This is a genomic window from Methanoculleus marisnigri JR1 (assembly GCF_000015825.1).
GTDB lineage: Archaea > Halobacteriota > Methanomicrobia > Methanomicrobiales > Methanoculleaceae > Methanoculleus > Methanoculleus marisnigri.
Genome location: NC_009051.1, coordinates 711,360 through 737,541 on the forward strand (window position 1 = coordinate 711,360; position 26,182 = coordinate 737,541).

Sequence of the window (26,182 nt, forward strand, 5' to 3'; positions counted from 1 at the left end):
GGTGATTACGGGAGAACGAGGAGGAGAATGATCCCTGCCCGAACGATCTCGTTTGCGGCGCCGACGACGTCGCCATTGATGCCGCCGAAGAGCCGCCGGGCGAGGGCGAGCATCAGTGCGGCGATGACGGCCGTGGCTGCGAGGGCGAGCGCGATCGTTATCTGCGGCACCGGCAGCAGGAAGAGGGGCAGCGCGAGCAGGATGGCCGGTACCGGGAACCACGGTTTTGCAAACCCATGAAGGTAGGAGTGGATCCCCTCCCGGAACGGCGTGCCGAGCGTGGTGAGCCAGGACATCCCGACCTTCGCGCAGACTTCGGCGATGAGGATGGCCGCCGGGAGGTTTGCGGCGGTCTGAAGTCCGGCGAATGCGAGGAGCGTGACGATTATCCCCGCCGCGACGGCTCCGGCCCCGGTCGTGCGGTCGGTCATGGCCGCGATCCTCTTCTCCCGGCTCCCGTGAGCCATGAGCCCGTCGCCGAAGTCCAGCAGCCCGTCGAAGTGGTTGCACCCGGAGAGGAGGAGCACCACGGCGAGGGCGACGGCCGCACCCACCACCGGGGATGCTATCCAGCAGGTGATGCCTGCCGCTACCCCGCCGATGACGTACCCGGCGAGCGGGTAGAGGTAGGAGCGGCGGGCGAAGTGCTCGAAGTCAACCGGCTTCCCGAGTGGGAGCGAGGTGCAGAACTGCAGGAGGGCGAGAACGGATTTCACATCGATCCCATCGACTCGCTGTAGAGGCGCGACGTGCAGCCGGCGATCAGCCCGGCGACGGCGTCGTCGAGGAACGGCCCGAGTTTGCCCAGGATCCCCGGCTTCTTCTGGTCGTAGCGGGTGAACTCGAACCGTGCGTAGGTCCCCCCGATCACCTCGGCGATGGCCATCCCGATGATCTCGTCGGAGAGGAGGAAGACCGGGTCGTCGGCGATCTCGGAGTCTTTCCGCTTCACGTAGAGTTCGTCCTCGAGCAGGAGGGCACCGAGGAGGAGCGACGAGATGTTCGGGTCTTCAAGCGCCTTCCCGATCTTTGCGTCAAGCCTGCGCGCGGCCTCATCCGCCTCTATCCCGTGGGGGACGTAGAGTTCCATCGCGGCGGCGACGATATCTCTCCTTACGATGCCCTTCTCTTCCAGCCTGCGCTCTATCTCGAACATTGTTGAAGTGTTTGGTTTTGGGAGGTATTTTTGGGTTTGGTATTAACGACGCTCGGAGAAGACCGAAGGTCTTCGACGCGTGAGCGTAGCGAACGTGAGCACCGGAGGTGCGACGGCGACGGACAGGATTGGGGACTGCGCCGTGAGAGGGGGTGCATGTGGATTTTTAGGGCTCGTGCTCGTGGCTATCCTGTCCATAACGTTCTTGGACACGGATTCCCCTGGGATATCGCGCTTGGGGGTGGGGCTGACGGGGAGGGGGGAGTATCCCCCCTCCCCTGTCCCCTCCCCCCTATGGCGATTCCACCACGGTCCACTGTACTGGAATTGCCGGGGAATACCCTGCCACGGCCCCGGAGATGTATGCGCCCCCACCTCCCCCCGCCACGCCCCGACAGCAACCTCTTCTATGCCGCAACCCTACCCTGTACATAATGTCCAACCCGTTCCTCTCAGAAGACCCCGGGATAAGGCCCGAGCGCCCGATGCTGGCGCTTGTCCTCGGCAACACCATGCTCTCCACCGTCCCCGGCATATCCGGCGCAGGGCCGACCCCCGAAAAGACCCTGCTCACCCCGAACCTGGATGCGGAGCTCGTCACGACCGGCGCGATCACGAGTGTCGCGGCCCGGCCGAACACCCCCACCGGCTGCCCGACGCCGGCGACCATCACCCGGTCGATGGTGGAACTGACCGGGCTTGCCCCCGTCATCGTCAACGCGGGGCTCGCCCATACTCCTACCGTCCCCTGCCTCGACGTCTACGGGAGCCCCGGCGGCGATCCGAGAACGGAGGATGCGGTGCCGCAGGCGGCAGCCCTCTTCGAGCGGGGCGAAGCGGTCGGGAGGCTTCTCTCGCAGTATAGCGATTTCTTGATGCTCGGGGAGTGCGTTCCCGGCGGGACGACCACCGCCCTCTGCGTTCTGCGGGCACTCGGCTACGACGCCTCGGTCAGCAGCGCGTTTGCCGAAAATCCCCTCGGCCTGAAAGATGCCGTCTGCAAGGCGGTGCTTGCCCGGATCGACGCGACGGGCGCAAGAGAGCCCCTCGAGATCCTCCGCGCCGCAGGCGACCCCATGATGCCGGTCGCTGCAGGGATTGCGAGCACCTATACCGGCGAGATCCTCTTTGCCGGCGGAACCCAGATGCTTGCCGTTGCGGCCGTCCTGAAAGCGCTCGGGAAACGGGTGCCGGGCCTCGCGACGACGGTCTACGTCAGGGACGATCCATCCGCCGGGTTCGTCCGGTCGGTTGCCGATGTCGGCACCACCGCATACTTCGTCGACCCGAACTTCGCCGAGCTCGGGCACGTCGGGCTCGCCCGCTACTGCATCGGCGAAGTCAAGGAGGGGATGGGGGCCGGAGGGGCCCTGACACTCGCCTACCTCATGAACCACGAGCCCGAAGAGATCTCCCGGAAAGTCTTCGATTTCGTCAGGAAGTATGCCTGAGGGAAGGACTATTACCTTTTTGCATCTATCTATAAGCAATGCTTCCACTCTATGTGGTCAATAATCACGGGCAGTTCAACCACCTGATCCTCCGGACGCTCCGTGACATGGATATCGAGGCCACGATGATCTCGAATGAGACGCCGCCGGCCGAGGTCGCCCGGGGCTGCCGGGGCATCGTCCTCGGCGGCGGCCCGACCCTTGAACGTGCCGGCGTCGCCTCTGCGTACCTTGACCTCGGTCTTCCCGTCCTCGGCATCTGCCTTGGGCTGCACATCATGGCGACGGCCCGCGGGGGTGCGATCCGCCGGGGTGCGAGCGGCGGGTTCGGTGCGGTCGAGGTTGAGATCTTCGAACAGAACCCTCTCCTCCGTGGCTACCCGGACCGGATGCAGGTATGGGCGTCGCACGCGGACGAGGTCTCGGTTGTGCCGGAAGGATTTGTCCGGCTTGCAGGATCATCCATCTGCGGCGTGGAGGCGATGGCATCTCCCGATGAACACCTCTACGGTATCCAGTGGCACCCGGAGGTCAGTCATACCGTCAACGGACGGCTTCTCTTTGAGAATTTTGACGGGATATGCTCGGAGTAGATGACGTTGCGACCCGGCTTGGGTCGGTAGGATTTCGCTGCAGGGAGTGCGGCGCCTGCTGCCGGCGGGTCGCCGAGGACTCGAACCTCGTGCTGGTGAGTCCGGCCGAGGTCCGGGCAATCATGGCAGTTACCGGGATGGCCTGGGACAAGGTTGCCGAACCCTACCCCGACTTCATCAGTGCCGATAACGGTGGGGAGTACACCCTTGCATGGTGTCTCAGGCGAACGGCCGATGCCTGTATCTTTCTCCGGGATGGGCGGTGCTCGATCTACGCTCGCCGTCCCTGGATCTGCCGCACTTACCCGTTCATGCTGGTGGACGACGATCTCGCGGTATCGGAGTGTCCCGGCCTCGGTGCGCCGCTCACTCCTCTCGATGCGCGCGATGCGGCGGCCGATCTCTGCAGGCGGCAGGCCGCCGAGGCGGTAGAGGAGGCCGGTATCCGCGCCGTCTTCCATGAAGCGACGGTGCCGCCGGGGAAGCGCGCCGTAATCGACAGCGAAGGCGTGAAGGTGCTCGATGACTGAGATCCGCCTTGTCGGAACGGCGCACGTCTCGCGGAAGAGCGTTGAAGAAGTCCGATCCGCCATCGAGGAGTTCCAGCCCGATATCGTCGGCGTCGAGCTCGACCGGGGCAGGTTCGTATCGCTCAGAGAGGAGGCGGCCGAACCCTCGGTAGGGGAGATCCTGAAAGGCGGGAACTTCGGCCAGCTCCTCGTTCAGTGGGTGCTCACCTACATCCAGCAGCGGATCGGCGCAGAAACCGGCGTGAAGCCCGGTGCCGAGATGCTCGCCGCCGTCGAGGAGGCCGAAGCGCACCAGAAGCCCGTGGCGCTCATCGACCGGGATATCCGGATCACACTTGCCCGGTTCTGGGGCAGGATGGGCATCTGGGAGAAGATCAAACTCATCGGAGCCCTGATCTATTCGCTCGTGAGTGTCGAGGGGCAGAAGATCGACGTCGACGAGTTCACTGACCAGGACGTCGTGAGCGCTGCCATGGAGGAGTTCAGGAAGTTCTCTCCCCGGGGCGCCCAGGCCCTGATCGACGAGCGGGACGCCTATCTGGCTCACCAGATCCTGATGCTCGGGGGCCGGTACGAGCGGGTGCTCGCCGTCGTCGGTGCCGGGCATATCCGGGGGGTGCAGCGATACCTGGACGCACCGGAGACGCTGCCGCCGCTCCCGGCCCTGACCGCCGGGGTGAAGACTCTCCCGTGGGCGAAGATCATCGGGGTGGGCGTCACCATTCTCTTCCTCCTCCTGATCGCCGCGATAGCCTTCTCGGGCGTTGGGATAGATGTCCTACTGACGGCTCTCCTCTACTGGGTTCTGATCAACGGTGTCCTGAGCGCCGCGTTCACCCTGGTTGCCGGCGGGCATCCTCTCTCGGCCGTCACGGCGTTTGCGGTTTCCTGGCTGACATCGCTCAATCCCCTGCTTGCGGCGGGCTGGTTTGCCGCCATCGTCGAGGCGAAGATCCGGAAGCCCGCCGTCGGTGAGTTCCGGCAGATCATCGAGGCGGAGACTCTGGCGGAGATGCGGCGGATCCCGCTCTTTCGGGTGGTGCTGGTTGCAGCCCTCGCGAGCGTCGGGAGTACGCTCGGGACGGTCCTCTACTTCCTCTTCATATTTCCGATCCTCGGGATCGACCCGACCGTGGTCATCGCCGACGGCTTCTCGAACATGGTGGAGATGATACGGGGACTCTTCTAGGACGGCCTTTCTACCGGAGCCCTTCCTTTCTCCATTTCCCCAAGGTATTTAGGCCAGGAGTGCCCACCATCGTTGCATGAGTCCGATTGGTGGAACGGTTAATCTCGGTGTCACCGTGATACGGAGCAGGCACAGCGTGCGGAAGTACAAGGACAACCCCATCGAGGATAAGATCGTAAAAGACGCCCTCGACTGCGCACGGCTTGCCCCGACCGCGCGAAACGAGCAGCCCTGGCTTTTCGGGACGATCCAGAACCGTGATACGCTGCGGGCGATTGCCGATCTCGCCGAGAACGCCAGGTTCATCGCCGATGCGCCGATCTGTTTTGCCGTCTTCGGGAAGAAGGATGCAAAGTACTATCTCGAAGACTGCTGTGCGGCGACGATGCAGCTCCTCCTCGCGCTCCAGGCATGGGGCCTCGGAACCTGCTGGGTTGCGGGAGAGAAGAAGGATTACGCCGAGGATGTCCGGAAACTTCTCAACGTCCCGGAGGATTACACGCTCGTCTCGCTCGTGCCCGCGGGATACCCCGAGGAAATCCAGATCAAGGAGAAAAAGGTCCTCGACGAGGTCACGTTCTTCGAGCGTTACGGGGAAGAAGAATAAAACCGTATATCAAAAATCCCTCTTTTTTGCTGCGCCTTCTTCATCCGTCGCTCTGCTTTGCCGGGCAGTAGGGGCAGAGGGCGTTCTCGACGTCGTCGGCCTTCTCCCTGACCGGACAGAGGTACTCCCCGTTCCTGACCTCGACCTCGAACCCGCCGGGAAACGGCGTGCCCACGGGGTGAGCGGGGCGGTCGAGGACGAAGATGTTGAAGGCGGCAAGGAGGAAGTAGAGGAGTTCGAGGTGCCGCTCCCCTTCGTCCTCGCGAAGGCACGTTTTCTCGACCATATCGCAGAAGTCCTGGAACTCGCCCGGGAGCAGCCTCTCCCCGTCTCCCGGATCTCCGCGGCGGCCAGCGACGATGAGGGTGTGGTGCGTCTCGAAGATCTGCTCCATCACGCTCGGGTAGAGGCGTCGCCGGTATCCGGCGGGGACGGACCGGAGGTCGCGCTCCACCCTCCCCCGCATCTCCTGGAGGTCGAAGAGCGAGTAGCCTGATACCGCATGGTAGAGGATCTTCGCGAGTTCCCTTTGGGTCTTCGCCGACCGCAGGCGGGCGCAGACCCGCCGGACATCGCCCTTCGTGCTCATCGCATCACGCAGATATGATCTGTACCTCCGGATGCATCAGTCCTTCCGTTACGTGCGCAAATAGAAAAATTTATAATTGTAAGAAGGAAACTTCCTTCCGATGAATGACAAGAACACTTTGTGGTTGAGCCGGGAGGCCGGGGCATGATAGACTCCGGCGCTACGGCGTTTATCCTTGTCTGTACGGCACTGGTCATGCTGATGACCCCGGGAGTGGGGCTCTTCTATGGCGGGCTCGTGCGGCGGAAGAACTTCATCTCCATGCTTGCGCTGGCGTTCATCGCATTTGCCCTCGTCAGCATCCAGTGGGTCGTCTGCGGCTACAGCCTCTCCTTCGGCGCCGATATCAACGGGCTGATCGGGAGCCTGGAGTACGCCTTCCTGCAGGGTGTCGGGATGGACGGCGACGGCATCCCGGATCTGCTCTTCATGGCCTTCCAGATGGTCTTTGCGGGCCTCACGCTTGCAATCGTGACGTCCGGGGTTGCGGAGCGGATAAAGATCAGTTCCTTCGTCGTCTTCGGTCTGCTCTGGACGACGCTGGTCTACGACCCGCTTGCCCACTGGGCGTGGGGCGGCGGATGGGCTGCGCAGCTTGGTGCGCTCGACTTCGCCGGCGGCACGGTCGTTCACATCAGTTCCGGGTTCTCTGCGCTGGCGCTCGCGCTCGTCATCGGGAAGCGCCTCGGGTTCGGCGGCCACGGCATGGAGCCGAACAACATCCCGATGGTTCTCCTCGGCGGGGCGCTCCTCTGGTTCGGGTGGTTCGGGTTCAACGCCGGGAGCGCTCTCGCCGCGGACGGCCTTGCGGCAAACGCGTTCGTCGTGACGAACATCGCCGCCGCTTCCGGGGCTCTCGCCTGGCTCTGTGCCGCCTGGGTTCGCGGCAGACCCGGATCGGTCGGGATCATCAGCGGGGCGATTGCCGGGCTCGTCGCCATCACGCCGGCGGCCGGATTCGTCACGCCCATGGCCGCGATTCCCATCGGCGCCGCTGCCGGTCTCGTCTGTTACGGCGCCCTGCTCTTCCGGGTTCGTCAGGGGCTCGACGAGAGCCTCGACGCGTGGGCGATCCACGGCATGGGCGGGATCTTCGGCGCCCTTGCAACCGGAGTCTTTGCGGTCGCGGCAATCGGCGGCGTGGACGGTCTGCTGTATGGAAATCCGGGCCAGTTCCTCATCCAGATGCTGGATGTGGCCGTCGTCGTGGCCTACTCGTTCGGCGTGACCTACGTCATCGCAAAGGTTGTCGATGTAGCGATGGGCCTGCGGGTCACCGAGGAGGAAGAGTATGTCGGCCTGGACATCGCCCAGCACGGCGAGTCCGTGCGGGTTTGAGGTGGTGCGGATGAAGATGGTTACCGCAGTCGTCAGGCCCGAGATGTTCGATGCCGTGAGGGCGGCGCTCGAGGCCGACGGCATCTATGGGATGACCGTGAGCGAGGTGATGGGGCGGGGGGCGCAGAAGGGTATCGCCCTCCGGTTCAGGGGGAAGACGATGCCGGTCGAACTCATCCCGAAAGTGAAGATCGATATGGTCGTAAGAGACGCCGATGTCGAGCGGATCGTCGGGATCGTCCGGGCAAACGGCCGGACCGGCAGGCCGGGCGACGGCAGGATCTTTGTCCTGCCGGTCGAGAGCATCTGCCGGGTTCGGACGGATCAGGAGGATCCGGAAGAAGTGTAACTTTTTTTTGGGCTGGTTCGGGGGGGCTTTGCTCTGGGGTGGTTAGTGGATAGGATTTTTGGGCTTGGGACATTCAGTTTGCTGCCACTCGCGCTTGCGACACTCTATTCCTACCACTTGTGATCGCACAACTCTTGCACGGCTTTTCGGTGGGTATCGCCCTTTGGGGAGGGGCTGACGGGGAGTGCGATGGGCGGAACGCCCGGAGCTCGACCACCGTCAGGTGGGGAGGGGGGCACGCCCCCCTCCCCTGTCTCTTCGCATCAGACAGTGTTCAAATACGTGCTTCGAAGATCTTCGGCCATCTCAAGCCTCGAACACTATCCGTCGGCCCTTTCATGATAGGAGCGCTCCCCCTATGTGGGCGCCCGCAAATTTCTCATCAACCCCCCACCACCCGCGCTTCGCGCTCCTCCCGCCCCCCCGCAGGGGGGCGGGCAGTGCGTGGCGATGCTCCCATAGTCCACTGTATCGAATTCTTCTTTGGTTGAAGTTGCTAGTTGTCACGACTCCACTGTCTCCGTACTCGCCTCCCCGGCCCTCACCTTCGCTACAGTGCTCCGGTGCATGGAGGGTGACGGCAGGGCATGGAGTGAATATGAACCGGTGTCTCTACTCCCCTCCCCTACTTTCCAAAATGCGGCAGAACCTCCTTCGCGTAAAACTCCATGAACTCCTGTTGCTGCTGCCCGATCTGGTGGATGCAGACGTGGTCGAACCCCTTCCCGATGCTCTCCTCAATCTTCTTGATATGCGCCTCCGGGTCTGGGCCGCAGACGACGTGCTCCGCCACGTCTTCCGGCGTCACCATCTTCGCCGCCTGCTCGTAGTGAACCGGCGTGGGGAGGAGCCGATTGAGTTCTCCCGTGTTTGCGGGGATCGGCCAATGCTCGTATGCGGTTCTGCGCCCGACCTCCTCGGTCCGGGCCCAGCAGACCGAGTTCTCGATGTATGCCGGTTTATTCCCGCCCCCGGAGTCCCGGAAGATGATGAGGTTCTCCTCGGCGTTGCTGCCCGGGTTGATGAACCCGTCGCCGACCCGCGCGGCCATGGACGCGCTGATCGGGCCTTCCGACGCAATGTAGATCGGGGGGAGTTCATCCGGGAGCGAGAAGACCTGCGCGTTCTCGAGCGTGTAGAAAGCGCCGTAATAGTTCTTCATCCCGCCCTTCCAGAGCAGCCGTATCACCTCCACCGCCTCCTCGAGCATCTCGATCCTGACCGGCGCCGGGGGCCAGCGGTCGCCGAAGACGTGCTCGTTGAGGTTCTCTCCCGACCCGAGGCCGAGGGCAAACCGTCCGGGCATCATCATGGCGGTGGTTGCAGCGGCCTGGGCGATGATCCCGGGGTGAATCCGTATTGTCGGGCAGGTAACCCCCGTCACCAGCGGGAGAGTCGCCGTCACCTGCGAGATGCCGCCGATGACGCCCCAGACGAATGGGCTCTGCCCCTGTCGGTTCGTCCAGGGGTGGTAATGATCCGATATCATGGCAAACGCAAACCCGGCATCCTCCGCCTGGCGGGCGTTGCAGACGAGTTCCGGGGGAGCGTGCTCCTCACAAGCCAGTTTATAACCGATCTCGACCATCCGTCATCACATCCGTGCCGCCGCCCACCTCCGGCATCTCATGGGATATAGGTTTCCCCGGCCCGGCACCTGATAAATAGAACTCTCGCCATACTGTACTGCATGGCAACACCCACTCTCCAGGTGGCGCTCGATCTCCTCGAGCTCGATCGTGCGGTTGAGATCGCAGATGAGGCGGTCCGCGGCGGTGCGGACTGGATTGAGGTCGGGACACCCCTGATCAAGAGCGAGGGGATGCAGGCCGTGCGGACGCTCCGGGAACGCTTCCCTGGCCACGAGATCGTCGCGGACATGAAGATCGCCGATACCGGGGCGGTCGAGGTTGAGATGGCGGCGAAATCCGGCGCCGGTGTCGTCTGCATCCTCGCGGACGCCGATGATGCCGTGATCGTCGAGGCGGTGCGCTCCGCCCGCAAGTACGGCGTCCGGCTCATGGCCGACCTCATCAACGTCGCCGATCCCGTCTCCCGGTCACGGGAACTTGCCGCGCTCGGCGTCGACTACATCAACGCCCATGTCGGCATCGACCAGCAGATGATCGGCAGGTCGTCGCTCGACCTCCTCCGCCGTCTTGCCGGAGAGGTTGGCGTCCCGATCGCCGTTGCGGGGGGACTCGATGCGGAGACCGCATCCGAGGCGGTCGCCGCCGGTGCCTCGGTTGTCATCGTGGGAGGGAACATCGTCAAGGCCGCCGACGTGACCGGGGCGGCGCGGCGGGTCCGGGAGGCCATCGACCGGCCCGAGATCCGGCCGCGGGAGGAGGAGAGCCGGGATGCCGCGATCCGCCGCCTCTTCGAAGCGGTCTCCGCACCGAACGTCACCGACGCCATGCACCGGAAGGGCTCAATGGCGGGTGTCGTCTCCATCTGCGGCAGGGTCAAGGCGGTCGGCCCGGCGGTGACCGTCCGGACCCTCGCCGGGGACTGGGCAAAACCCGTCGAGGCGATCGACGTCGCCGCTCCGGGGGATGTCCTCGTCGTCAGAAACGAAGGGAGGACGGATGTCGCCCCCTGGGGGGAACTCGCCACCCACTCCGCGAAGAACCGCGGGGTCGCGGGTATCGTGATCGACGGGGCGGTGCGGGACGTGGACGATATCCGGGAGATGAAGTTCCCGGTCTTTGCCACGGCGACCGTCCCGAACGCCGGAGACCCGAAGGGTCTTGGGGAGATCAACACCGAGATCGTCTGCTGCGGGCAGGAGGTGCGGCCGGGAGACTGGATCGTCGCCGACGAGAGCGGGGTCGTGGTGGTTCCCCGGGAGCGCGCTTACGAGGTCGCACGCAGAGCAATGGAGGTCAGGAAGAACGAGGAGCGGATCCGCGAGGAGATCCGGCGCGGCCGGACGCTCTCGGAGGTCTCCGAACTCCTGAAATGGGAGAAACGACACTGACCGGCGGGGGGCACCGCTTTTATCTCTTTTTGCGATAGAATACCTGATCACCGGCATCGGGGAGGAACGGCAGGATGATGCAGGATATCAAGGAGTCGGTCTTTGAGGTTCTCCGGGCAGTCCTTCCCATCATCCTCGTCATCACCATCTTCAAGATCGCCCTCCTCCGGGTGCCGCCGTCGGATCTCCTCCTCTTCCTGCTCGGTAGCGGCATGGTCGTTCTCGGGATCGCGCTCTTTCTCACCGGTGTCAAGGCGGGCCTCCTCCCCGTCGGCGAGGCGATTGGGTCTGAACTGCCCGCCCGGGGTTCGCTCCTGCTGGTCGTCGCAGGCTCGTTTCTCTTCGGGTTCCTGACGATCATCGCGGAGCCGAACCTCCGTGTCCTCGTAGATATGCTTGATGCCGTTCCGGGAACCGGCATCCCCGCGGTTCCCCTGCTCCTCGCGATCGCGGTCAGTGTGGGTTTCGTCATCACCGCCGGCGTCCTCCGGATCATCTTCGGGTTTCCTCTCGCGTACCTCTTCGTTGCGGGATACGGTGCAATCCTCCTTCTTGCGCCGTTCTCGTCGCCCGAGTTTCTCGCCGTGGCGGTCGATGCGGGAGGGATAACCACCGGACTCCTGACGATCCCGATCATCCTGGCGCTCGGCGCCGGTGTCAGTGCGGTTCTTGCCGGACGTTCGGCTCTCACGGACGGCTTCGGGTTGATCGGGCTCGCCTCGATCGCTCCCATCCTCGGCGTCATGGCGATGGGGTTGGTCTACCCATGATCACAGCGGCGGTTCTCGCCGGCATCGACCGGGTTGCCCTCGAGGTTGTCCAGGCGCTCCTCCCCCTGCTCATCTTCTTCGCGGTCTTCCAGGTGCTCTACCTTAAACTTCCGCGAGTCTACGTCGTGAATCTCGCCAAAGGCGTCCTGCTCGCTTCCATTGGCATGGTTCTTTTTCTTCAGGGCGTCAATGTCGCGTTCCTCCCGGCGGGCAGGGAGATCGGCGAGGCCGTAGCCGCGTTCGACCAGCGGTGGCTGCTCATCCCGTTCGGGTTCTTCCTCGGTTTTCTCGCTACCTATGCGGAGCCTGCAGTCAGAGTTCTCGGCTATCAGGTCGAGGAGTCGTCGAGCGGTTACATCGGGGAGTCCCTGATCCTCTACACCCTCTCCTTCGCGGTCGCCGTCTCCGTAGCGCTCGGGATGGCCCGCCTCGTCTACGGCATCCCGCTGCTGTGGCTCCTTATTCCCGGCTACCTCCTCGTCATCATCCTTCTTCTCTTCACTGAAAAGGAGTTTGTCGGGATTGCATTCGACTCGGGGAGTGTCGCCACCGGCCCGATGGCGGTCACCTTCCTCCTTTCCCTTGCCGTGGGAGTTGCGGCGGGGATCGAGGGCCGAAACCCCGTCGTCGACGGCTTCGGGCTGATTGCGTTAATAGCGCTTGCACCCATCCTCTCGGTGCTGATGCTCGGCATCCTCTACCGGAGAACACGAGGTGAAGATACGTGACCAACGATTACGGTAACGAACTGATCGTCACGATCGTAAAACGGGGCTGGTCCGAGCCGGTGCTCGCGGCGGCCCGCGGTGCCGGGGCCGAGGGAGGAACCATTCTCCTCGGCCGCGGAACCGGTATTCATGAGGTAAAGACGCTTCTCGGGATCGCCATCGAGCCCGAGAAAGAGATCATCCTGACGGTCGTCGCCGCCGACCGGACGGATGCGGTGCTCGATGCGATTGTCGCCGCTGCGGAACTGGATCAGCCGGGGATGGGCCTTGCATTCGTCCTTCCGATCCGGCGCATCACGGGACAGGTTCACATGTTCCGCAAGGACGAGGCCGAGAGCCCGGGAACGCCCCGGGCTCCTGTGTGATCCGGGTTACCTGGAGAGGGATGCCTTGAGGAGTTCACCGCCACGGTCAAGGATCTGCCGGACGGCGTCCTCGACCTGGTCCACGCGCAGGATCAGGATGGCGGCGTCCTTTCCCGAGTAGGCGTAGGCGTACTCGATGTTGATCCCGGCGTCCCCGAGAATCGACGCGATATCCGAGAGACCGCCGGGCTCGTCGCGCATCTTCACGCCGATGACGTCGGTGAACGAGACGCGGAACCCGAGATCGGTCAGCGTCCGGTGTGCGTCCTCCGGCCGATCGACGAGGGCGCGAACGACCCCGAACCCGTCCGCCTCGGCGATACTGAACGCAAGGATGTTGATCTTCGCATCCCGCAGCGCGCCGGCGACAGCCGCGAGGCGTCCCGGGCGATTCTCCGAAAAGATGGAGATCTGTTTTACGATATACGACTTCTCCATTACAATGACCTCCTGTCAACAACTTTCTTCGACTTGCCTTCGAACCGTGGAAGAGTTCCCGGTTCGACCAGTTCGACGTCCACGCTCACGTTCAGCGAGCTCCGCAGCCGGTGCTCCACGGCCTTCTTGATCACCATGAGTTCGGTGATCTTGTCGGAGAACGCCTCTTCGCTCACCTCAACCCGCACGAGCATGGAGTCGAGCGCACCCTTGCGGTCGACGACGATCTGGAAATGCCTGCCGACCTCGGGGATCTCGAGCAGCGCATGCTCCACCTGCGACGGGAAGACATTGATGCCCCGGACGATCAGCATGTCGTCCACCCTCCCGCGGATCCGGCCGATGCGCGGATGGGTCCGGCCGCAGGCGCAGGTTCCTTCCTCGATGGCGGTAAGGTCGCCGATCCGGTACCGGACCATGGGAAGCGCCTCTTTCTGCAGCATGGTGATCGTCAGTTCGCCCTGTTCGCCGGCCTCTAGCACCTCGCCGGTTGCAGGATCGACGATCTCCACGAGCGCGAGGTCGCCCCAGATGTGGATCCCCTGCTGCTCGGTGCACTCGGTGAACATCGGGCCTGAGAGTTCGCTCGTCCCGTATATGTCGTAGGCGCGGATCCCGAGCCAGTCCTCGATCCTGCCCCGCATCTGCTCCGACCAGGGTTCGGCGCCGAGGAAGCCCATCCGAAGGTCGGTGTCGTTCTTGATCGAGACGCCCATCTTCTCCGCAACCTCTCCCATGTGGAGGAGGTAGGAGGGGGTGCAGGCGATGGCGGTGACATGGAGATCCTGCATGAGTTCGATCTGCCGCTCGGTATTCCCGACGCTTGTCGGAAGAACGGTCGCGCCGACCCGTTCGGCCCCGTAGTGAGCGCCGAGGCCGCCGGTGAAGAGGCCGTACCCGTAACTCACCTGCATAACGTCGCCCCGCCCAAGACCGCAGGAGGAGAACGCCCGCGCGAGCGACTCGCTCCAGTTCTCGATGTCGCGTTCCGTGTACCCGACGACCGTCGGTTTCCCCGTCGTCCCGGAGGAGACGTGGTACCTGACCAGTTCGTTCTGCTCGGCGGTGAAGATCCTGTCCGGGTAGCCGTCCCGCAGGTCGCTCTTGTACATGAACGGGAGTTTCGCGACATCCTCAAGCGTCCTGATGTCGTCGGGATGAACCTCGTGCTCCTTCATCCGGCGCCGGTAGAAGTCGTTGAAGCTGTAGAGCCGGTAAACCAGGGATTTTAAGAGTTTGAACTGGAGCCGCCGCAGTTCGTCGAGCGGCATCTCTTCCGTCCGCGGGTTCCACGAAGCCATCAGATCGCCCCCCGGCGGTCGATCACCCGCTTCGCCTTCCCCTCGAACCGGGGCAGCGCTCCCGGCTCCACCAGTTTCACCGCGGTCCGAAGGCCGAGCGTATTGTGGAGTTCGCCGGAGATTTTCTTCTGCATGCGGGCGAGGTCCTGCAGTTCGCCGGAGAACCCCGTCCTGCTCATCTCTACCTCGATGGTCATCTCATCAAGATGTTTGACGCGATCAATATATACGATGAACTGCTCCCCGACCTCAGGGAGGGCCCGTAGCACGTGCTCGATCTGGGACGGGAAGACGTTGATCCCCCGGATAACCAGCATATCGTCGCTCCGGCCCGTGATCCGCTCGATCTTCTGCCCGCGCCCGCAGGCGCACCCGTCATCCATCAGCCGGGTCACGTCGCCGGTGCGGTACCGGACGAGCGGCAGGGCGTCCTTGACGAGCGGCGTGATGACAAGTTCGCCGCGCTCCCCGGGAGCGAGCCGCTCGCCGGTCTTGGGATCGATGATCTCGACAAGGTAGCAGTCGTGCCAGATATGAAGCCCGTCCCTCTCCGGGCACTCGAACGCCACGCCGGGACCGTACATCTCCGAGAGCCCGTAACTGTCGTAGGCCTTCACCCCGAGACGCCGTTCGAGTTCGTTGCGCATGCTCTCCGACCAGGGTTCGGCCCCGAAGATCCCGGTTTTCAGGGTATCCAGCGTCTTTCCCATCGACTCGGCCACCTCGGCGAGGTGGAGGGCATAACTCGGCGTGCAGTGGATGGCGGTCACCCCGAAATCCTCGATCATCTCGATCTGGCGGCGGGTGTTTCCGGTCGCGCTCGGGATCACGGTCATCCCGATCTTCTCGGCGCCGTAGTGGAACCCGAGCCCCCCGGTGAAGAGACCGTAGTTGACGGCGTTCTGGAAGACGTCGTCCTCCCCTAGACCGATCATCGTCATGTTCCGTGCGATCAGTTCCGACCAGTTATCCAGGTCCTGCCGGGTGTAGCCGACGACGGTCGGCTTGCCCGTCGTGCCGGAGGTGGTGTGAATTCGGACGATCTCTTTTAAGGGAACCGCGAAGAGGCCGAACGGGTATCCGGCCTGGAGCTCCTTTTTGTAGGTAAAAGGGAGTTTCTCCACGTCGTCAAGCGTCTGAATATCGTCCGGCGAGACGCCCGCTTCTTTTAACTTTCTCTGGTATAACCCTACTTTCTGTGCCTGGGCTAGCGACCATTTCAGCCGCTTCAGTTGCAGATCCGCGAGTTCGCTAGATCGGATCGTCTCCATCTCTCTATTCCAGAACATAGTATCCCATCGGTTTTTCGCCGGTTGGAGAGATCGTGCTCCATCCGGCTATATTGCCCGGTATCGGGTTGCGATACTCCTGACGGTCCTGTTCCGGCAGGCCGCCGGGCATACTTTACCGTTATATGGGCCCGCGGTGCGGAAAAGGTTTGTCAATGCGTGGCATGGTACGCCGTGACAGTCCCCGGTCCGGTTCCACTCTCCCGGGCAGTCAGGTTTTTTCTTCCCGAAACCTGTCCGGAGCAGGCCCCTCGGGCACCCGCGCCGGACGGCGGCGGCATAGGCGGCCGGCCGGTCGATCCAATCTCCTTACGCTGAGATTGCGTTCTCTCTGTATCCGGGAGATTCGATGCATTAATCACCGAAAACAGCCCAATACTCATTTCCAGAGTGATCAGATGGCAGCGACGGAACCCTGGCTCCCTGTCTTCGGCTACGGGGGGCACATCAAGGCGACGACACGGGAGCTCATCATCGCGCGCGGGAGCGATACCCGGCGTTATCCCATACAGGCGGTGAAGCACCTCCTGATCGTCGGCGGGCATACCCTGCATACCTCGGCGGTGACGAATCTCCTCAAAGCCGGCGCTGCCATCACCATCTTCGACATCGACGGCACGCCCGTCGGATACCTCTACCCTTACGGTTATCGGCCGGACGAGTCGGTGCGCCTCGCCCAGGAGCGGGCCGGTCCCCACCGGTTCGCTCAGCCGCTCGCACGGGCCTCCCTCCAGTCGAGGCTTCTCCTCCTCGAGGAACTCTACGACCACGCCGGGCACGATATCTTCTACGCCGGAGAGTTAGACTTCCTCCACCAGGCCAGGGAAGAACTTTCGGCCTCGGTCACGATGGAGAACCTGCGGCGGCTCTCCCGCCTGACCACCGATATGTACTACGAGATCCTCTCCCGCACGCTCCCGCCGGAACTCGGGTTCCGCCGCAGGACGAGCCGCCCTTACCTCGACCCCGTCAATGCGATGTTTGCGCTCGGATACGCGATGATTTACGGCAACTGCTGCGTCTCGGTGGTCGGGGCTCACCTCGATCCCGATCTCGGCATGCTTCACGAAGGGGCGGGGAGTTTCGTTCACGACCTCATCGAACCGCAGAAAGCCTCGATGGTGGATCGTGCCGTTATCCGGTTTGCCCGCGAAGAGATCTCAAGCGGAGATTACGAATGCGGAGAAAAGCGGTGTTATCTTGGCGGGGATCTCTCGTCCCGGCTGGCCGCGGCGCTCCGCGACTCCATTGATCAGGCCCGTATCGACGCGCAGGTGCGCATCGTGCGGGATGCGCTCCTTGCGAACGCCGAGTTTCATGTGCTGTACTGGTAACTGCCCCGCTGAATGGTGAACTCGGGGTAAGCGGCATGGGGGACCTCCTGCTGGATGATATCCCTGATGATGACCCGGGGACACCCGTACAGCATGGAGACGAACTTATCGAGGACGACCGGGTCGGCGGTTGCGGTGATGAGCACCTGCCCGTCGGGGAGATTCATCGCCTCGCCGCCGACGCCGAGATTGGTGGCGATCCTCTTGATGCACGCGCGGAACCCGACGCCCTGTACTCTTCCCGAGACTTTGATCTCGACCGTCTTCACAGCCAGTGCTCCTGGATGATCCGCATGGACATATCCAGCTCGTCGTATACCTCGTCCCGGATCATCGAGTCGCGGATGTTGAGCGCCTCGCTCACGGCCAGATCGAGGACCTCTCTCGAGCGGTCTTCGTAGCGCTCCGCATAGATCCGGCACGCCATATCGCCGAGCACGAATGCCCGCCGTGAGAGCGGCCTGATGATCCGGGCCTCTTCGAGCGCGCAGAGCAGCATCCTGTCTGCAACCTCATGCTGCCCTGCGCCCCGGGCAATGAGGTAGAGTTCCGTGTAGTAGGCTGCCCGCTTCGCCCTGTCGGGCGCCGCACGTATCGCACGATCGAGCGTGACCATGTCCTTTGTGGTGTACTCGCCGTTCCGGATCTTGTCCCGGCAGTCGAGGATCCTGGCATAGACAGTATTCTTCCACGACTGGGGCATGTTCTGCTCGAGTTGGACCGTCAGGTTGTACCGGATCCGGTCGTCATCGATGGCGGAGACAATTTCGGCGGCACGTTCTCGGGCGGCAGGTTTCCCGCTCGCCCGGTAGAACGAGAAGAGCATCTGGGCCATCCGCTGCCGTGTCATGGCGGTGATGAACGGGATCTGAATGTAGCCGGCAGTCTGCTCCATGCCGTTTAACAGCTCCTCGATCTCCTCCTGGTCACCGTACGTCTCGGCGAACTGCGCCACGTCGAAGAGCATCGAGAGCCGGACGTAGGGGGAGGGGATGTTCACGACGGTGTGGCACATCGAAGAGAGGATATCCTTTCTCTGCGCGGGTTCGCTGACCATGTCGAAGACTGCCGCGAGAGCGTCGACGTATTCGACCGGATCCTCGATCCTGCCGACCTGCCCCATCGCCCATTCGACGTCTTTCTCCTGCCGGTTGACGGCACTGAGGTTTCTTGCGGCGTAGATCAGGTTCTTCCTGACGAATGCCTCCCGCTCGCTCCCTATCGCGTCGAGCATTTGTTGCGCCTCGGCAAGATACTCCCTGGCTGCATCGTGATCGATCCCGGCCATGAGTCCGGCGAGGTCGGAGAGCATGATCGCGCGGACGGACGGATCGGAGAGGTCGCCGATGGTCTCGTGGAGTCTCCGGATGATCGTCTCGGCCTGCTCGACGTTTTCGAGAGCCGAGTAGGCGCTCACGATCCGGTACATCCCGGTGTAGCGTGCATAGACGTCGCCGGTGTGCTCGAAGAGCCGGTACATCAGTTCGAGCACAGGCTGTGCTGCCGCCCCTCCTTCGATCCCTTCGAGCAGGTAAGCCGTCACCTCATAGGGATCGGCCGAGTCGAATTCTTTCGTGTAATCGGTAAAGAACGTGAGGATCCGCTGGATCATGGCGGTTCGCTCGTAGTCGCCGTCGATCTCCAGGGAGAAGAGCGACATGGGTGCCGCAAAGATCGGGCTCGCGTAGATCTGTGTGTACTCGAGCATGATATCGACGTAACTTGCTATCTTGATCGATACCTCCTCGTGCGGGGTGCTGGTCTTGAGGAGGTCGAGCGCTATTTCGAACGGCTCCATCATGCCGTCGAAGATCTGCGCCTTCCTCCGGGTGAGTTGGTCTGCCACCTGCAGGCTCCCGACCCGGACGTAGCCTTCGACGAGGGGATCGGCCAGTTGCCGCTGCAGGGACGGGTCGGCGATCTGGGAGAGGATCTGGCCCGCCTCGTCCAGCGCCTGGAGCGAGAGCTGCTCGATCCCGTACATGATCAGGCCGTGGACGACCTTGCCCATCGCAAAGAGGCAGTAGTCCCGTTCCAGCAGGGACGTGGAGAGAACCCGCATCCCGTGGAGCAGGTCGAGGTCGGCGTCCTCAACGGCGAGCACGGCAGCCTGGTCCACGATGCCCCCCATCGCCTCGGCCCGTGCCCGCTGGTCCACGATCTCGCAGGTGAGTCCGGTTGCGTGCCGGAGAAGATCCCGGTCTTTCCGGGCGACGCCGATCCTTGCCATCTCGACTGCGATGGTCGAGATGGCCTGCTCGCGGAGATCCTGTTCTCCAATCTGGCCAACCAGATCCACGAGAGCCGAAGGCTCTTTCTGGCGAACGAATCCTCGCTCGATCAGGATGGTGTTGCACTCGAAAAGCAGGGTGTCCTGTCCGCGGTGCGAGCTCGCGAGCTCCTTTATGGCTGGAATATGCCTGACGACCTCGTCAAAGTCGTACTCCTTGCAGAAGTCGGTCACCGCCTGGTGAACCAGCGAATCGGCGATCTCGATATCCAGTGTGGCGAGGACGTTCTCGCGGACGAGCCCGATCTCGTCGCGCCGGACCCCCTCCTTGATCAGGCGGACACTGGTGTCGAAAAATTGGGCGTTGATCCTCTGTGCACTGCTGCTGGCCTTTTTCATGACCTCGATTGCGTGATAGAAGTCGCCCATGCGGGAGAGTGCGTCGGTGATCTGCCGGTAGAGCTGGGCCGCTTTCGCAGCATCGCAGGACTCGTCGATCAGCGGCGTGATGTCGAGGAGGATGGTCGGGTTGCCGCTCTTCTCGACGACCGCGATCCCGGAGAGGACGATCTCTTCGATGGGGAGCTGGGTTTCTCCGGCGCCCCGGGCGTTGAACTCGAACGCTTTCTCGAGGAACCAGCGCTCCCCACTCCGCTCGGCTTTCTTCAGGAGTTCGAGGACGAGGGTCTGGCCTGCCCACGCTTTTTCGTCGTCGATCCTGAGCAGTTTGGTGTATACCTGTTTCTTGTCCCGCTGGCGGTCGAGGAGCTGCTCGGTCAGGATCGCGAGAACCTCCGTGAGCCGCTCTTCGGGGACGTCCGGGAGAGAGTCGATGATCCGTTCGATATCGGAAATCTCCTTCCTCTGCGAGGATTTCCAGGCCGCGTCCACGATATCGGCGATCGAGTTGGTGCGCCGGATCTTCTGGTTGATCTCGGTGGCGCTTGAAAGCCCGCGGATCACGAGGTTGATATCGCCGGACTCGATGCCCGCCCCGGCAATCGCCCGGGCCACGTCGGCGTGGAGTTGGGACTGCCGCGATATGTCGCCGATCTCGGGAAGCATCTGGAGCGCATACTGCATGATGTCGACGTTCTGGTGCTTCTGCCCGTACTGGATGAAGAGCGGGATGATCTCGGAGAGGATTGCAGAACGGTATTTGCGGATGCTGATCTTATCGAAGGCCTCTCCGCCTTTCTCGACGTAGTGGATGTCGCCGGAATCAACCCCGGACTGGACAAGGTCACGGGAGATCCTGGCGAGGATATCGGATTGATGGCTTTTGCGATCGAGTTTATCGACCAGGGTGAATATCGCCGAGAACCATGCTTCATCCTTTTTCTCGCTATAGGTGACGGCGGCACGCTTGGCGAGGTCGAATATCTCTTCTTTGGTCGGTTCGACGAGCTGGCTCAAGAGTTCCGGCTGGCCTTCGTTGAACGCCGCTTCGACCAGGGCGGCATTCATCTGCTCGTAGAGCGATCTCTTCTCCTTCCTCGTCTGGGTCTCCGATATGTCCGAAACCACCTTTTCAAGCTCACGCAGATCGCCAGAAGAGATAGCGGAGTTGATCTTCTGTTTTATCTGTAGTTTTCCATCCATTTTGATCAGCGCTCTCCCGTGGGTTCTGCATCATGCATATCCATTATCCGATATATAGATTGCCCCCCTCTCACAAGAATGTTTTTCAATGAATTCGGAGAGTTCCTCAAAAAATATCAGGGATAAGGTGGATGATAGCAGTCCCCCCGGGCACCCCGGGCGGAACTGCTTCATGGGGTCCCGATCCTGCGGGTGAGAGGTCGGCGCGGTGAGGCGATCGTGCCAGACAGACCGCGTGCACCTGGTGCTCGCGCTCTGGCTCTGCGACCCGTCGCGCTTCGAAAACGCTTCGCGTTTTCTCATGCTCCGGACGTCCCGTCCGTCGCGCTTCGAAACCCTTCGGGTTTTCTCACGCTCTGGCCCTTCGGCCCGTCGCGGCCATCATTATCTCCCGGTACATGGCGTCCGCGACGGCCGGGTCCTTTGCCTCGATCATGATCCTGATCATCGGTTCCGTGCCCGATGCCCGCACCAGCGCCCAGGCGTTGTCCCTGACGATCTTGATGCCGTCGATCTTCTCGACGGTCTCTCCCGTGAATGCCTCTTCGACGGCGCGGACCAGCGCCGCCGGGTCGGCGGTACGGTATTTCTCCTTGACCAGGTGATACGCGGGGAGTTCGTCGACGATATCCGAGAGTTTTCTGTCCTGATGGCTCGCGAGCACCGCCACCATCATGGCGGCGGTCATGCCCCCGTCCCGGCAGAACTGGTGGTCGGGGTATATCAGCCCGCCGTTTCCTTCGCCCCCGAACGAGACTTTCCTGCCCTCGCCGATCAGCTCGATCATCCTCCTCGCGACGTAGATGCTCCCGACGGGTGTGTAGTCGACGGTGCAGTTGTGTTTCTCCGCGATATCCCGGATCAGCCGGGAGGTGGCGACCGGGGTGACGACGAGTCCGCCGCCGTTTCTACCGCAGACATAGTCCTCGACCAGACCGAACTCGTAGTTCTCTTCTATATAGCGTCCTTTGGTATCGACGAAGACCGCCCGGTCTGCGTCGCCGTCGTGCGCCACCCCGAAGTCGGCGCCCGTAGCGAGTACCATCTCCGAGAGGGGCTGCAATCCTTCGGGGGTCGGTTCGGGCATCCGGCCCGGGAAGGTGCCGTCGAGCCGGGCGTTGATGGTATGGACCCGGCACCCCATTCTCGAGAGGATGATCGGGGTCGTGAGCGCCGCGGGCCCGGAACCGGGGTCGACGACGACGGTCATCCCCTTGCCGATGCCTTCCGGGAAGTGGTTCACGACGGCCTCGATGTACTCCTCCAGCCGGTCGGGTGCGGCGCTCTCGCTGCCGACGCCGTCCCAGTCGACCACATCGAACTCCTCCGCAAAGAACCGGCCTTCGAGCCGGATGATCTCCTCATCGGACATCTCGGTGCCGTCGGCCTCGACGATCTTCACGCCGTTGTACTCGGGCGGGTTGTGGGATGCGGTGATCATCGCGCCGCCGGCAAACCGGTTGGTCTTTATGATGTACTGCAGGGCCGGGGTGGGAAGGACGCCCACGTCCACCACGTCGCACCCGGTCATCAGGAGCCCGGCCTTGAGGGCATGGGTCAGGGCTTCGCCGGACGTTCGCGTGTCTCTGCCGACCGCAATGGTGCCCCTCCTCATCGATCCGAGCGCGGCGCCGATCTTGAGGACGAGGGTCGGCGTCATCGTCTCTCCGATCACGCCCCGCACGCCGTTCGTTCCAAACATCTGTTTTCCGTTTCGCATCCCATCACTTCTCCACGTCGTGTAGTTCCCGTTTCAGCCTGTCGATGGCGTTGGCAGCGGCGGCGAACGCCTCCTGCCGGTGTTCTGCAAGTATAGCAAGATATGTTATATCCTCTCCGGCATAGAGTCGCCCTTTCCGGTGATAGAACCGGGCACCGATGATTCCCGGGACGGTTTCCATCTCTTTTCGGATCCGCTCCGCAACGGTGTCGACGGTCTCGTCGAAGTCCATATGTTCGGTCCGGTCGTCCCCCGACCATTCCCTGACGATCCCGTTGAACGTGAGGATGGCCCCGGCGTGCGAGACGTCGCACTCGCGCTTCAGTTCCCTGACCAGCCCCTCGACGGTATAGTAGTCCTCGAACCGGTCGAGTGCGGCGATCGCCTCCTCGATAGTGGGGTTGCGGAGCACGACGTTCTCGCTTTCGAGATCGCCGATCACTATCCGTGGAAACGATCTCGACTTGAACCCCTCGAGTATAGCATACTCAACCCCGGCGTTGCAGAGGATCTCCAGTGTGGAGTTAAGATCGTTCTCGCGCCTGACGATGACCGACTTCTCCTCGTCGACACCGCCAGATATAGCAGCATACGATTCATAATACAGGGTCGTGTCCTTTCCGGGCTCGAGCGAAAAGCCGTGATGTCCCAGGTGTTTGACTGCTCCGACGGTCCCTTGTTTGGAAAGCGCCCCGATCAGGCTCTTTATGAACGTGGTCTTCCCGGTGTTCGAGCGGCCGACGATCTGTATGATCTTCATATCTCCTCCTTTTCTTCTTGACTCTGTACTTCCGGCTCCTGTACTTCCTGGCTCTCGCCTTCCTGGCCTGGCCGGGTCTTCAGGATGACCGAAGCCGCCTCGGCCACGCCACGCATCACCTCGGTGATCCGGTCCTCGACGTCGATCTCGTCGTCGAGGTTCAGGCTCGTTCCTTCCACCTCCAGCAGGAACCGGGCGACTTCGCTTGCCTCGAAGAGGATCTCGTCGAGTTCCTCTGCGGTGAAAAAGCCGCACATGGCCCCGTAAAAGAACGTGGCACCTGCTTTCTTCACCTTCTTCTTGAACGAGCTCCTTGCCTGGTTGACCGCCTGCGGGGAGTAGGAGTCGACCATGAACGGGCAGAGTTCGGGGAGGTTCTCCCCGATGAACGTCATCTCCGAGCCGCTGGTGGTCTTGAAGTCTGCGCAGAGGCGTGCGATCGCCCACTCGCGGGCGGTGATGTGGGTGTGTTTGCGCAGGAACTGGTTGACCCGCTGGTAGGTGGCGCCATCCACCTTCTTGAATTTCTGGTACTTGTTCGGGTCTTTGATGCTGTCAGGTTCTTCCATTTTATCTACCTCTTGTTGGTTTTGCTATTTCAATAATAAGGCTGGTTGAACGGTGGTTCAAAAGAAACCGGATGCGCCGCCGGGATCGGTCTTGTCGTGCGGGTGCTGCCGGTGTCACGATCGCCCTCTGTCATGATATAGCATCATAAGGTTTATGTCTGTCTCTTTGCTCTCGGGTTCGGGGCGGTGATCCGGTCATCGGAGTGGGCTGTTCTCCCGTTTGCGGCACAATAATCGGCTCGAGTGCTCGATAACGGTTGACGGGTGAGATCGTATCGGGCTTCGGAGGTGGTCTTGATCGTGGTGGGGGGCCCCGTGGCGTCCGGAGGGCGGTATGTGGAAACTCATTTGGGCTTCGGACTGCTTTGAACCCACAAACCCTGCGTTTTCAGGGCTCAGCGGTGCCCGAACGGTCCCGGGGCATATGGGCTTTGAGGGTGCGGCACCCGGGTAAATGCCCGGCAGTACGGATCTTCATCAAATTGGTTTTGTCCTGCCCGATCTCCCGGAGCGCGCCGTTGCCCCGATTTTTGGGTGGTCATCCGGATCCGGTGCCCTCATATCGCGATTCTGAGCCGGGATCGTAATCCTTCCCATGCAAGAGGTTGTCTGAGGGGCCGATCGGGTGTCTGTGCTCGCATGTGGAGTTCATTTATATATGGGCGCCCGGCGGGGGTCGCGTGGCACCGGTGTTGTTCCCGGATCGTTCACTTTCTCCCCGCGCGGTATGGGGTTCATATACCTGAAAAGGAACGTATTCAGTAGGGTTTGCTTCCCCGCCCCCACCTGGGGCGCAGCCCCTCATACCTCCGAACTCCGAAGCAATCTGCATCACCTTCCGTCCATTTTTTAAGTATCCGGGTCTGCCCGGCCTTTCTGCAACTTTCTGGCGCGTTTTAGGTGTGTTCCGGGAACTGTGGGTCGCCTCCCGCGGCGGCATGGTCCGGGGGGTAATTGCTCTCGTTTCTCGGCTATTCGCCTGCCCCTCCCGGGGTATCGGGAGATCGGCGGGTTCCTGCGGCCGGGACGTGTCTCTTTCCTTAACGGCTCTCCCGGTGCGAGTGCCGTGCGGTCGGCTGGTGGGTCTCCCATGCGCCGGGCCCGCGTTCTCTGGCGGCAGAATGCGTTGCGGGGAATAGGCATTTACCGCAATCTTGATATGCTCGGTTATTTAATTTATTGTACAATGGATAACGCCTGTTTCTCGGAATGGCTGGATCGCTTCAGCAGTTACCTCCGGATGCGGAACTACTCGCCCCGGACCATCGAAAAATACCTGCAGACCATCCGGCGTTTCGCCCGATACGCCTGGTTACGACAGAACTCGGACGGGGTCTCGTTCGATGGGGCTGCGTTCGAGAACGCTCCGCTGGATGCCGACGTCAACGTCTCTTCGGCTCTCGTCACCGATTTCTTCTCTTACTTATCGGAACAGCAGGACTACAAGCCCAAGACCCTCCACCGGATGATCTCGACGCTCTCTTCGTTTTACAAGTATCTCTACGTGCAGGGCGCCGTGGTCGCCGACCCGATGCTCGGGGTGGAGCGGCCCCGGATCAAGAATCAGGAACTGAAATATCTCAAACACAGCCAGGTTCTCCGCCTGATCAACACCATTGAGAGTGAGCGCGACCGGCTGATCGTCCGCCTTATTTACGCCACCGGTGTCCGTGTTTCGGAGCTTTGCGCGATATGCGTCGAGGACATCGATTTCGAGGAACAGACGATACGGGTGAAGGGTAAAGGCGATAAGATACGGACGGTTTTCATCGACGAGGAGACTCTCGAAGAGATTAACCGGTTCATCGGCAACACAATCGAGGGGCCGCTCTTTTCAGGTCAGCAGGGCAACCACCTCTCCCCGCGAACCGTCCAGCATCTCTTCAAGCAATACGCTCCTTCCGGGATTACACCGCATAAAATCCGGCATTCCTATGCGAGTGAACTCTATCGCCGCTCGAAGAATCTCCGCGTCGTGCAGGAGAACCTGGGGCACTCCTCCATCAAGACGACCGAGATCTACCTGCACACCGACATCGACGAGCGCAAACGCGTCTATCAGCAGTATTTCCCGCTCTCGAACGGAAAAAAAGAGGAATGATCGGGCTCGTCGGCGATCCGGATGAACTGCATGATGCTATATGGGTTCGACCCGGCATGGGATCTCGGGGTGCAGCCGTGTTGGGTGGGGTTCCCGGTGTCTGCACCGGTTTATTATTGTGGTTCTTGCGTTAAGGGGCAAGGAATCTACTGAACCCACTTCCGTGCCTTCGCCCTCTTCTCCTTCTCTCCCG

Annotated in this window: 25 protein-coding genes; 13 read left to right on the forward strand and 12 right to left on the reverse strand. The window is 62.2% G+C overall.

Going from position 1 to position 26,182, the window contains the following annotated elements; translation table 11 throughout:
- Window positions 1-5: 5 nt before the first annotated feature.
- Both cobS and MEMAR_RS03585 read right to left on the reverse strand, forming a co-directional pair.
- A complete protein-coding gene (cobS, locus tag MEMAR_RS03580; protein WP_011843577.1) occupies window positions 6-716 on the reverse strand; it encodes an adenosylcobinamide-GDP ribazoletransferase in 711 nt (236 codons plus the stop codon).
- A complete protein-coding gene (locus MEMAR_RS03585; RefSeq protein WP_011843578.1) occupies window positions 713-1,156 on the reverse strand; it encodes a phosphatidylglycerophosphatase A in 444 nt (147 codons plus the stop codon). Before MEMAR_RS03585 ends, cobS begins: the two co-directional genes overlap by 4 nt.
- Window positions 1,157-1,590: 434 nt before the next feature.
- Here MEMAR_RS03585 and cobT point away from each other — a divergent pair, with 434 nt between their 5' ends.
- The 5 genes from cobT (at window position 1,591) to MEMAR_RS03610 (ending at window position 5,526) form a co-directional block, all read left to right on the forward strand.
- On the forward strand, window positions 1,591-2,607 hold the full coding sequence (gene cobT / locus MEMAR_RS03590; RefSeq protein ID WP_011843579.1) for a nicotinate mononucleotide-dependent phosphoribosyltransferase CobT: 1,017 nt from the start codon (window positions 1,591-1,593) through the stop codon (window positions 2,605-2,607).
- A gap of 38 nt (window positions 2,608-2,645) precedes the next feature.
- Window positions 2,646-3,200 (forward strand): GMP synthase subunit A, encoded by a 555-nt coding sequence (locus tag MEMAR_RS03595; RefSeq protein ID WP_011843580.1) that lies wholly within the window; start codon window positions 2,646-2,648, stop codon window positions 3,198-3,200.
- Complete coding sequence (locus tag MEMAR_RS03600) at window positions 3,188-3,730, forward strand: YkgJ family cysteine cluster protein (protein WP_011843581.1); 543 nt, start codon at window positions 3,188-3,190, stop codon at window positions 3,728-3,730. Before MEMAR_RS03595 ends, MEMAR_RS03600 begins: the two co-directional genes overlap by 13 nt.
- The gene (locus MEMAR_RS03605) at window positions 3,723-4,919 is read left to right on the forward strand and encodes a TraB/GumN family protein (protein WP_011843582.1); all 1,197 of its coding nucleotides are present in this window, start codon (window positions 3,723-3,725) and stop codon (window positions 4,917-4,919) included. The genes MEMAR_RS03600 and MEMAR_RS03605 overlap by 8 nt, the downstream gene beginning before the upstream one ends.
- Before the next feature lie 76 nt (window positions 4,920-4,995).
- Entirely contained in the window at window positions 4,996-5,526 is a 531-nt protein-coding gene (locus MEMAR_RS03610) for a nitroreductase family protein (protein ID WP_011843583.1), read from the forward strand.
- Between the two features lie 40 nt (window positions 5,527-5,566).
- Here MEMAR_RS03610 and MEMAR_RS03615 read toward each other — a convergent pair whose 3' ends face one another.
- Complete coding sequence (locus MEMAR_RS03615; RefSeq protein WP_011843584.1) at window positions 5,567-6,115, reverse strand: DUF2115 domain-containing protein; 549 nt, start codon at window positions 6,113-6,115, stop codon at window positions 5,567-5,569.
- A gap of 144 nt (window positions 6,116-6,259) precedes the next feature.
- Between MEMAR_RS03615 and MEMAR_RS03620 the strand changes: the two genes are divergently transcribed.
- A complete protein-coding gene (locus MEMAR_RS03620; RefSeq protein ID WP_011843585.1) occupies window positions 6,260-7,453 on the forward strand; it encodes an ammonium transporter in 1,194 nt (397 codons plus the stop codon).
- A 10-nt stretch (window positions 7,454-7,463) separates the two neighbouring features.
- The gene (locus MEMAR_RS03625) at window positions 7,464-7,802 is read left to right on the forward strand and encodes a P-II family nitrogen regulator (RefSeq protein WP_011843586.1); all 339 of its coding nucleotides are present in this window, start codon (window positions 7,464-7,466) and stop codon (window positions 7,800-7,802) included.
- Window positions 7,803-8,427: 625 nt separating this feature from the next.
- Here MEMAR_RS03625 and MEMAR_RS03630 read toward each other — a convergent pair.
- Window positions 8,428-9,390: a TIGR03557 family F420-dependent LLM class oxidoreductase gene (locus MEMAR_RS03630; protein WP_011843587.1), complete on the reverse strand. Its 963-nt coding sequence runs from the start codon at window positions 9,388-9,390 to the stop codon at window positions 8,428-8,430.
- Between the two features lie 102 nt (window positions 9,391-9,492).
- On the opposite strand from MEMAR_RS03630, the gene hxlA reads away from it, so the two are divergent.
- From hxlA to MEMAR_RS03650, 4 genes are all read left to right on the forward strand, one after another.
- Window positions 9,493-10,782 (forward strand): 3-hexulose-6-phosphate synthase, encoded by a 1,290-nt coding sequence (gene hxlA, locus MEMAR_RS03635; protein ID WP_011843588.1) that lies wholly within the window; start codon window positions 9,493-9,495, stop codon window positions 10,780-10,782.
- Between the two features lie 74 nt (window positions 10,783-10,856).
- Window positions 10,857-11,552, forward strand: a complete 696-nt coding sequence (locus MEMAR_RS03640) for a DUF1538 domain-containing protein (RefSeq protein ID WP_011843589.1) — start codon at window positions 10,857-10,859, stop codon at window positions 11,550-11,552.
- Window positions 11,549-12,280 carry a DUF1538 domain-containing protein gene (locus tag MEMAR_RS03645; protein ID WP_011843590.1) on the forward strand — a complete coding sequence of 244 codons (732 nt, stop codon included), beginning with the start codon at window positions 11,549-11,551 and terminating at the stop codon, window positions 12,278-12,280. The genes MEMAR_RS03640 and MEMAR_RS03645 overlap by 4 nt, the downstream gene beginning before the upstream one ends.
- Window positions 12,277-12,645, forward strand: a complete 369-nt coding sequence (locus MEMAR_RS03650) for a P-II family nitrogen regulator (protein WP_011843591.1) — start codon at window positions 12,277-12,279, stop codon at window positions 12,643-12,645. Before MEMAR_RS03645 ends, MEMAR_RS03650 begins: the two co-directional genes overlap by 4 nt.
- A gap of 6 nt (window positions 12,646-12,651) precedes the next feature.
- On the opposite strand, the gene MEMAR_RS03655 is transcribed toward MEMAR_RS03650, so the two are convergent.
- From MEMAR_RS03655 to MEMAR_RS03665, 3 genes are read right to left on the reverse strand one after another with little or no spacing between them, the layout of a single operon-like run.
- Complete coding sequence (locus MEMAR_RS03655) at window positions 12,652-13,083, reverse strand: ACT domain-containing protein (protein WP_011843592.1); 432 nt, start codon at window positions 13,081-13,083, stop codon at window positions 12,652-12,654.
- Window positions 13,083-14,384, reverse strand: coding sequence for a phenylacetate--CoA ligase family protein (locus MEMAR_RS03660; RefSeq protein ID WP_011843593.1), 1,302 nt, complete (start codon window positions 14,382-14,384; stop codon window positions 13,083-13,085). The genes MEMAR_RS03655 and MEMAR_RS03660 overlap by 1 nt, the downstream gene beginning before the upstream one ends.
- Window positions 14,384-15,673 carry a phenylacetate--CoA ligase family protein gene (locus MEMAR_RS03665; RefSeq protein WP_011843594.1) on the reverse strand — a complete coding sequence of 430 codons (1,290 nt, stop codon included), beginning with the start codon at window positions 15,671-15,673 and terminating at the stop codon, window positions 14,384-14,386. The genes MEMAR_RS03660 and MEMAR_RS03665 overlap by 1 nt, the downstream gene beginning before the upstream one ends.
- A gap of 398 nt (window positions 15,674-16,071) precedes the next feature.
- Here MEMAR_RS03665 and cas1 point away from each other — a divergent pair, with 398 nt between their 5' ends.
- A complete protein-coding gene (gene cas1 / locus MEMAR_RS03670; protein WP_048063738.1) occupies window positions 16,072-17,007 on the forward strand; it encodes a CRISPR-associated endonuclease Cas1 in 936 nt (311 codons plus the stop codon).
- On the opposite strand, the gene MEMAR_RS03675 is transcribed toward cas1, so the two are convergent.
- From MEMAR_RS03675 to MEMAR_RS03695, 5 genes are all read right to left on the reverse strand, one after another.
- Window positions 16,989-17,276: an acylphosphatase gene (locus MEMAR_RS03675; RefSeq protein WP_011843596.1), complete on the reverse strand. Its 288-nt coding sequence runs from the start codon at window positions 17,274-17,276 to the stop codon at window positions 16,989-16,991. The genes cas1 and MEMAR_RS03675 overlap by 19 nt on opposite strands.
- Window positions 17,273-20,839 (reverse strand): hypothetical protein, encoded by a 3,567-nt coding sequence (locus MEMAR_RS03680; RefSeq protein ID WP_011843597.1) that lies wholly within the window; start codon window positions 20,837-20,839, stop codon window positions 17,273-17,275. Before MEMAR_RS03680 ends, MEMAR_RS03675 begins: the two co-directional genes overlap by 4 nt.
- 349 nt (window positions 20,840-21,188) lie before the next feature.
- Window positions 21,189-22,559, reverse strand: a complete 1,371-nt coding sequence (gene glmM / locus MEMAR_RS03685; protein WP_011843599.1) for a phosphoglucosamine mutase — start codon at window positions 22,557-22,559, stop codon at window positions 21,189-21,191.
- Window positions 22,560-22,563: 4 nt separating this feature from the next.
- Window positions 22,564-23,319, reverse strand: coding sequence for a molybdopterin-guanine dinucleotide biosynthesis protein B (gene mobB / locus MEMAR_RS03690; protein WP_011843600.1), 756 nt, complete (start codon window positions 23,317-23,319; stop codon window positions 22,564-22,566).
- The gene (locus MEMAR_RS03695; protein ID WP_011843601.1) at window positions 23,316-23,888 is read right to left on the reverse strand and encodes a DUF5806 family protein; all 573 of its coding nucleotides are present in this window, start codon (window positions 23,886-23,888) and stop codon (window positions 23,316-23,318) included. The genes mobB and MEMAR_RS03695 overlap by 4 nt, the downstream gene beginning before the upstream one ends.
- Window positions 23,889-25,074: 1,186 nt before the next feature.
- Here MEMAR_RS03695 and xerA point away from each other — a divergent pair.
- Entirely contained in the window at window positions 25,075-25,989 is a 915-nt protein-coding gene (xerA, locus tag MEMAR_RS03700) for a site-specific tyrosine recombinase/integron integrase (protein ID WP_011843602.1), read from the forward strand.
- The last annotated feature ends 193 nt before the right edge of the window (window positions 25,990-26,182 follow it).

What these genes read in the sequence shown, in the direction of transcription:
- MEMAR_RS03585 (WP_011843578.1), bottom strand. Translation starts at nt 1,156, where the DNA reads ATGTTCGAGATAGAGCGCAGGCTGGAAGAGAAGGGCATCGTAAGGAGA.
- cobT (WP_011843579.1), top strand. Translation starts at nt 1,591, where the DNA reads ATGTCCAACCCGTTCCTCTCAGAAGACCCCGGGATAAGGCCCGAGCGC.
- MEMAR_RS03595 (WP_011843580.1), top strand. Translation starts at nt 2,646, where the DNA reads ATGCTTCCACTCTATGTGGTCAATAATCACGGGCAGTTCAACCACCTG.
- MEMAR_RS03600 (WP_011843581.1), top strand. Translation starts at nt 3,188, where the DNA reads ATGCTCGGAGTAGATGACGTTGCGACCCGGCTTGGGTCGGTAGGATTT.
- MEMAR_RS03605 (WP_011843582.1), top strand. Translation starts at nt 3,723, where the DNA reads ATGACTGAGATCCGCCTTGTCGGAACGGCGCACGTCTCGCGGAAGAGC.
- MEMAR_RS03610 (WP_011843583.1), top strand. Translation starts at nt 4,996, where the DNA reads ATGAGTCCGATTGGTGGAACGGTTAATCTCGGTGTCACCGTGATACGG.
- MEMAR_RS03615 (WP_011843584.1), bottom strand. Translation starts at nt 6,115, where the DNA reads ATGAGCACGAAGGGCGATGTCCGGCGGGTCTGCGCCCGCCTGCGGTCG.
- MEMAR_RS03620 (WP_011843585.1), top strand. Translation starts at nt 6,260, where the DNA reads ATGATAGACTCCGGCGCTACGGCGTTTATCCTTGTCTGTACGGCACTG.
- MEMAR_RS03625 (WP_011843586.1), top strand. Translation starts at nt 7,464, where the DNA reads ATGAAGATGGTTACCGCAGTCGTCAGGCCCGAGATGTTCGATGCCGTG.
- MEMAR_RS03630 (WP_011843587.1), bottom strand. Translation starts at nt 9,390, where the DNA reads ATGGTCGAGATCGGTTATAAACTGGCTTGTGAGGAGCACGCTCCCCCG.
- hxlA (WP_011843588.1), top strand. Translation starts at nt 9,493, where the DNA reads ATGGCAACACCCACTCTCCAGGTGGCGCTCGATCTCCTCGAGCTCGAT.
- MEMAR_RS03640 (WP_011843589.1), top strand. Translation starts at nt 10,857, where the DNA reads ATGATGCAGGATATCAAGGAGTCGGTCTTTGAGGTTCTCCGGGCAGTC.
- MEMAR_RS03645 (WP_011843590.1), top strand. Translation starts at nt 11,549, where the DNA reads ATGATCACAGCGGCGGTTCTCGCCGGCATCGACCGGGTTGCCCTCGAG.
- MEMAR_RS03655 (WP_011843592.1), bottom strand. Translation starts at nt 13,083, where the DNA reads ATGGAGAAGTCGTATATCGTAAAACAGATCTCCATCTTTTCGGAGAAT.
- MEMAR_RS03660 (WP_011843593.1), bottom strand. Translation starts at nt 14,384, where the DNA reads ATGGCTTCGTGGAACCCGCGGACGGAAGAGATGCCGCTCGACGAACTG.
- MEMAR_RS03665 (WP_011843594.1), bottom strand. Translation starts at nt 15,673, where the DNA reads ATGTTCTGGAATAGAGAGATGGAGACGATCCGATCTAGCGAACTCGCG.
- cas1 (WP_048063738.1), top strand. Translation starts at nt 16,072, where the DNA reads ATGGCAGCGACGGAACCCTGGCTCCCTGTCTTCGGCTACGGGGGGCAC.
- MEMAR_RS03680 (WP_011843597.1), bottom strand. Translation starts at nt 20,839, where the DNA reads ATGGATGGAAAACTACAGATAAAACAGAAGATCAACTCCGCTATCTCT.
- glmM (WP_011843599.1), bottom strand. Translation starts at nt 22,559, where the DNA reads ATGCGAAACGGAAAACAGATGTTTGGAACGAACGGCGTGCGGGGCGTG.
- mobB (WP_011843600.1), bottom strand. Translation starts at nt 23,319, where the DNA reads ATGAAGATCATACAGATCGTCGGCCGCTCGAACACCGGGAAGACCACG.
- MEMAR_RS03695 (WP_011843601.1), bottom strand. Translation starts at nt 23,888, where the DNA reads ATGGAAGAACCTGACAGCATCAAAGACCCGAACAAGTACCAGAAATTC.
- xerA (WP_011843602.1), top strand. Translation starts at nt 25,075, where the DNA reads ATGGATAACGCCTGTTTCTCGGAATGGCTGGATCGCTTCAGCAGTTAC.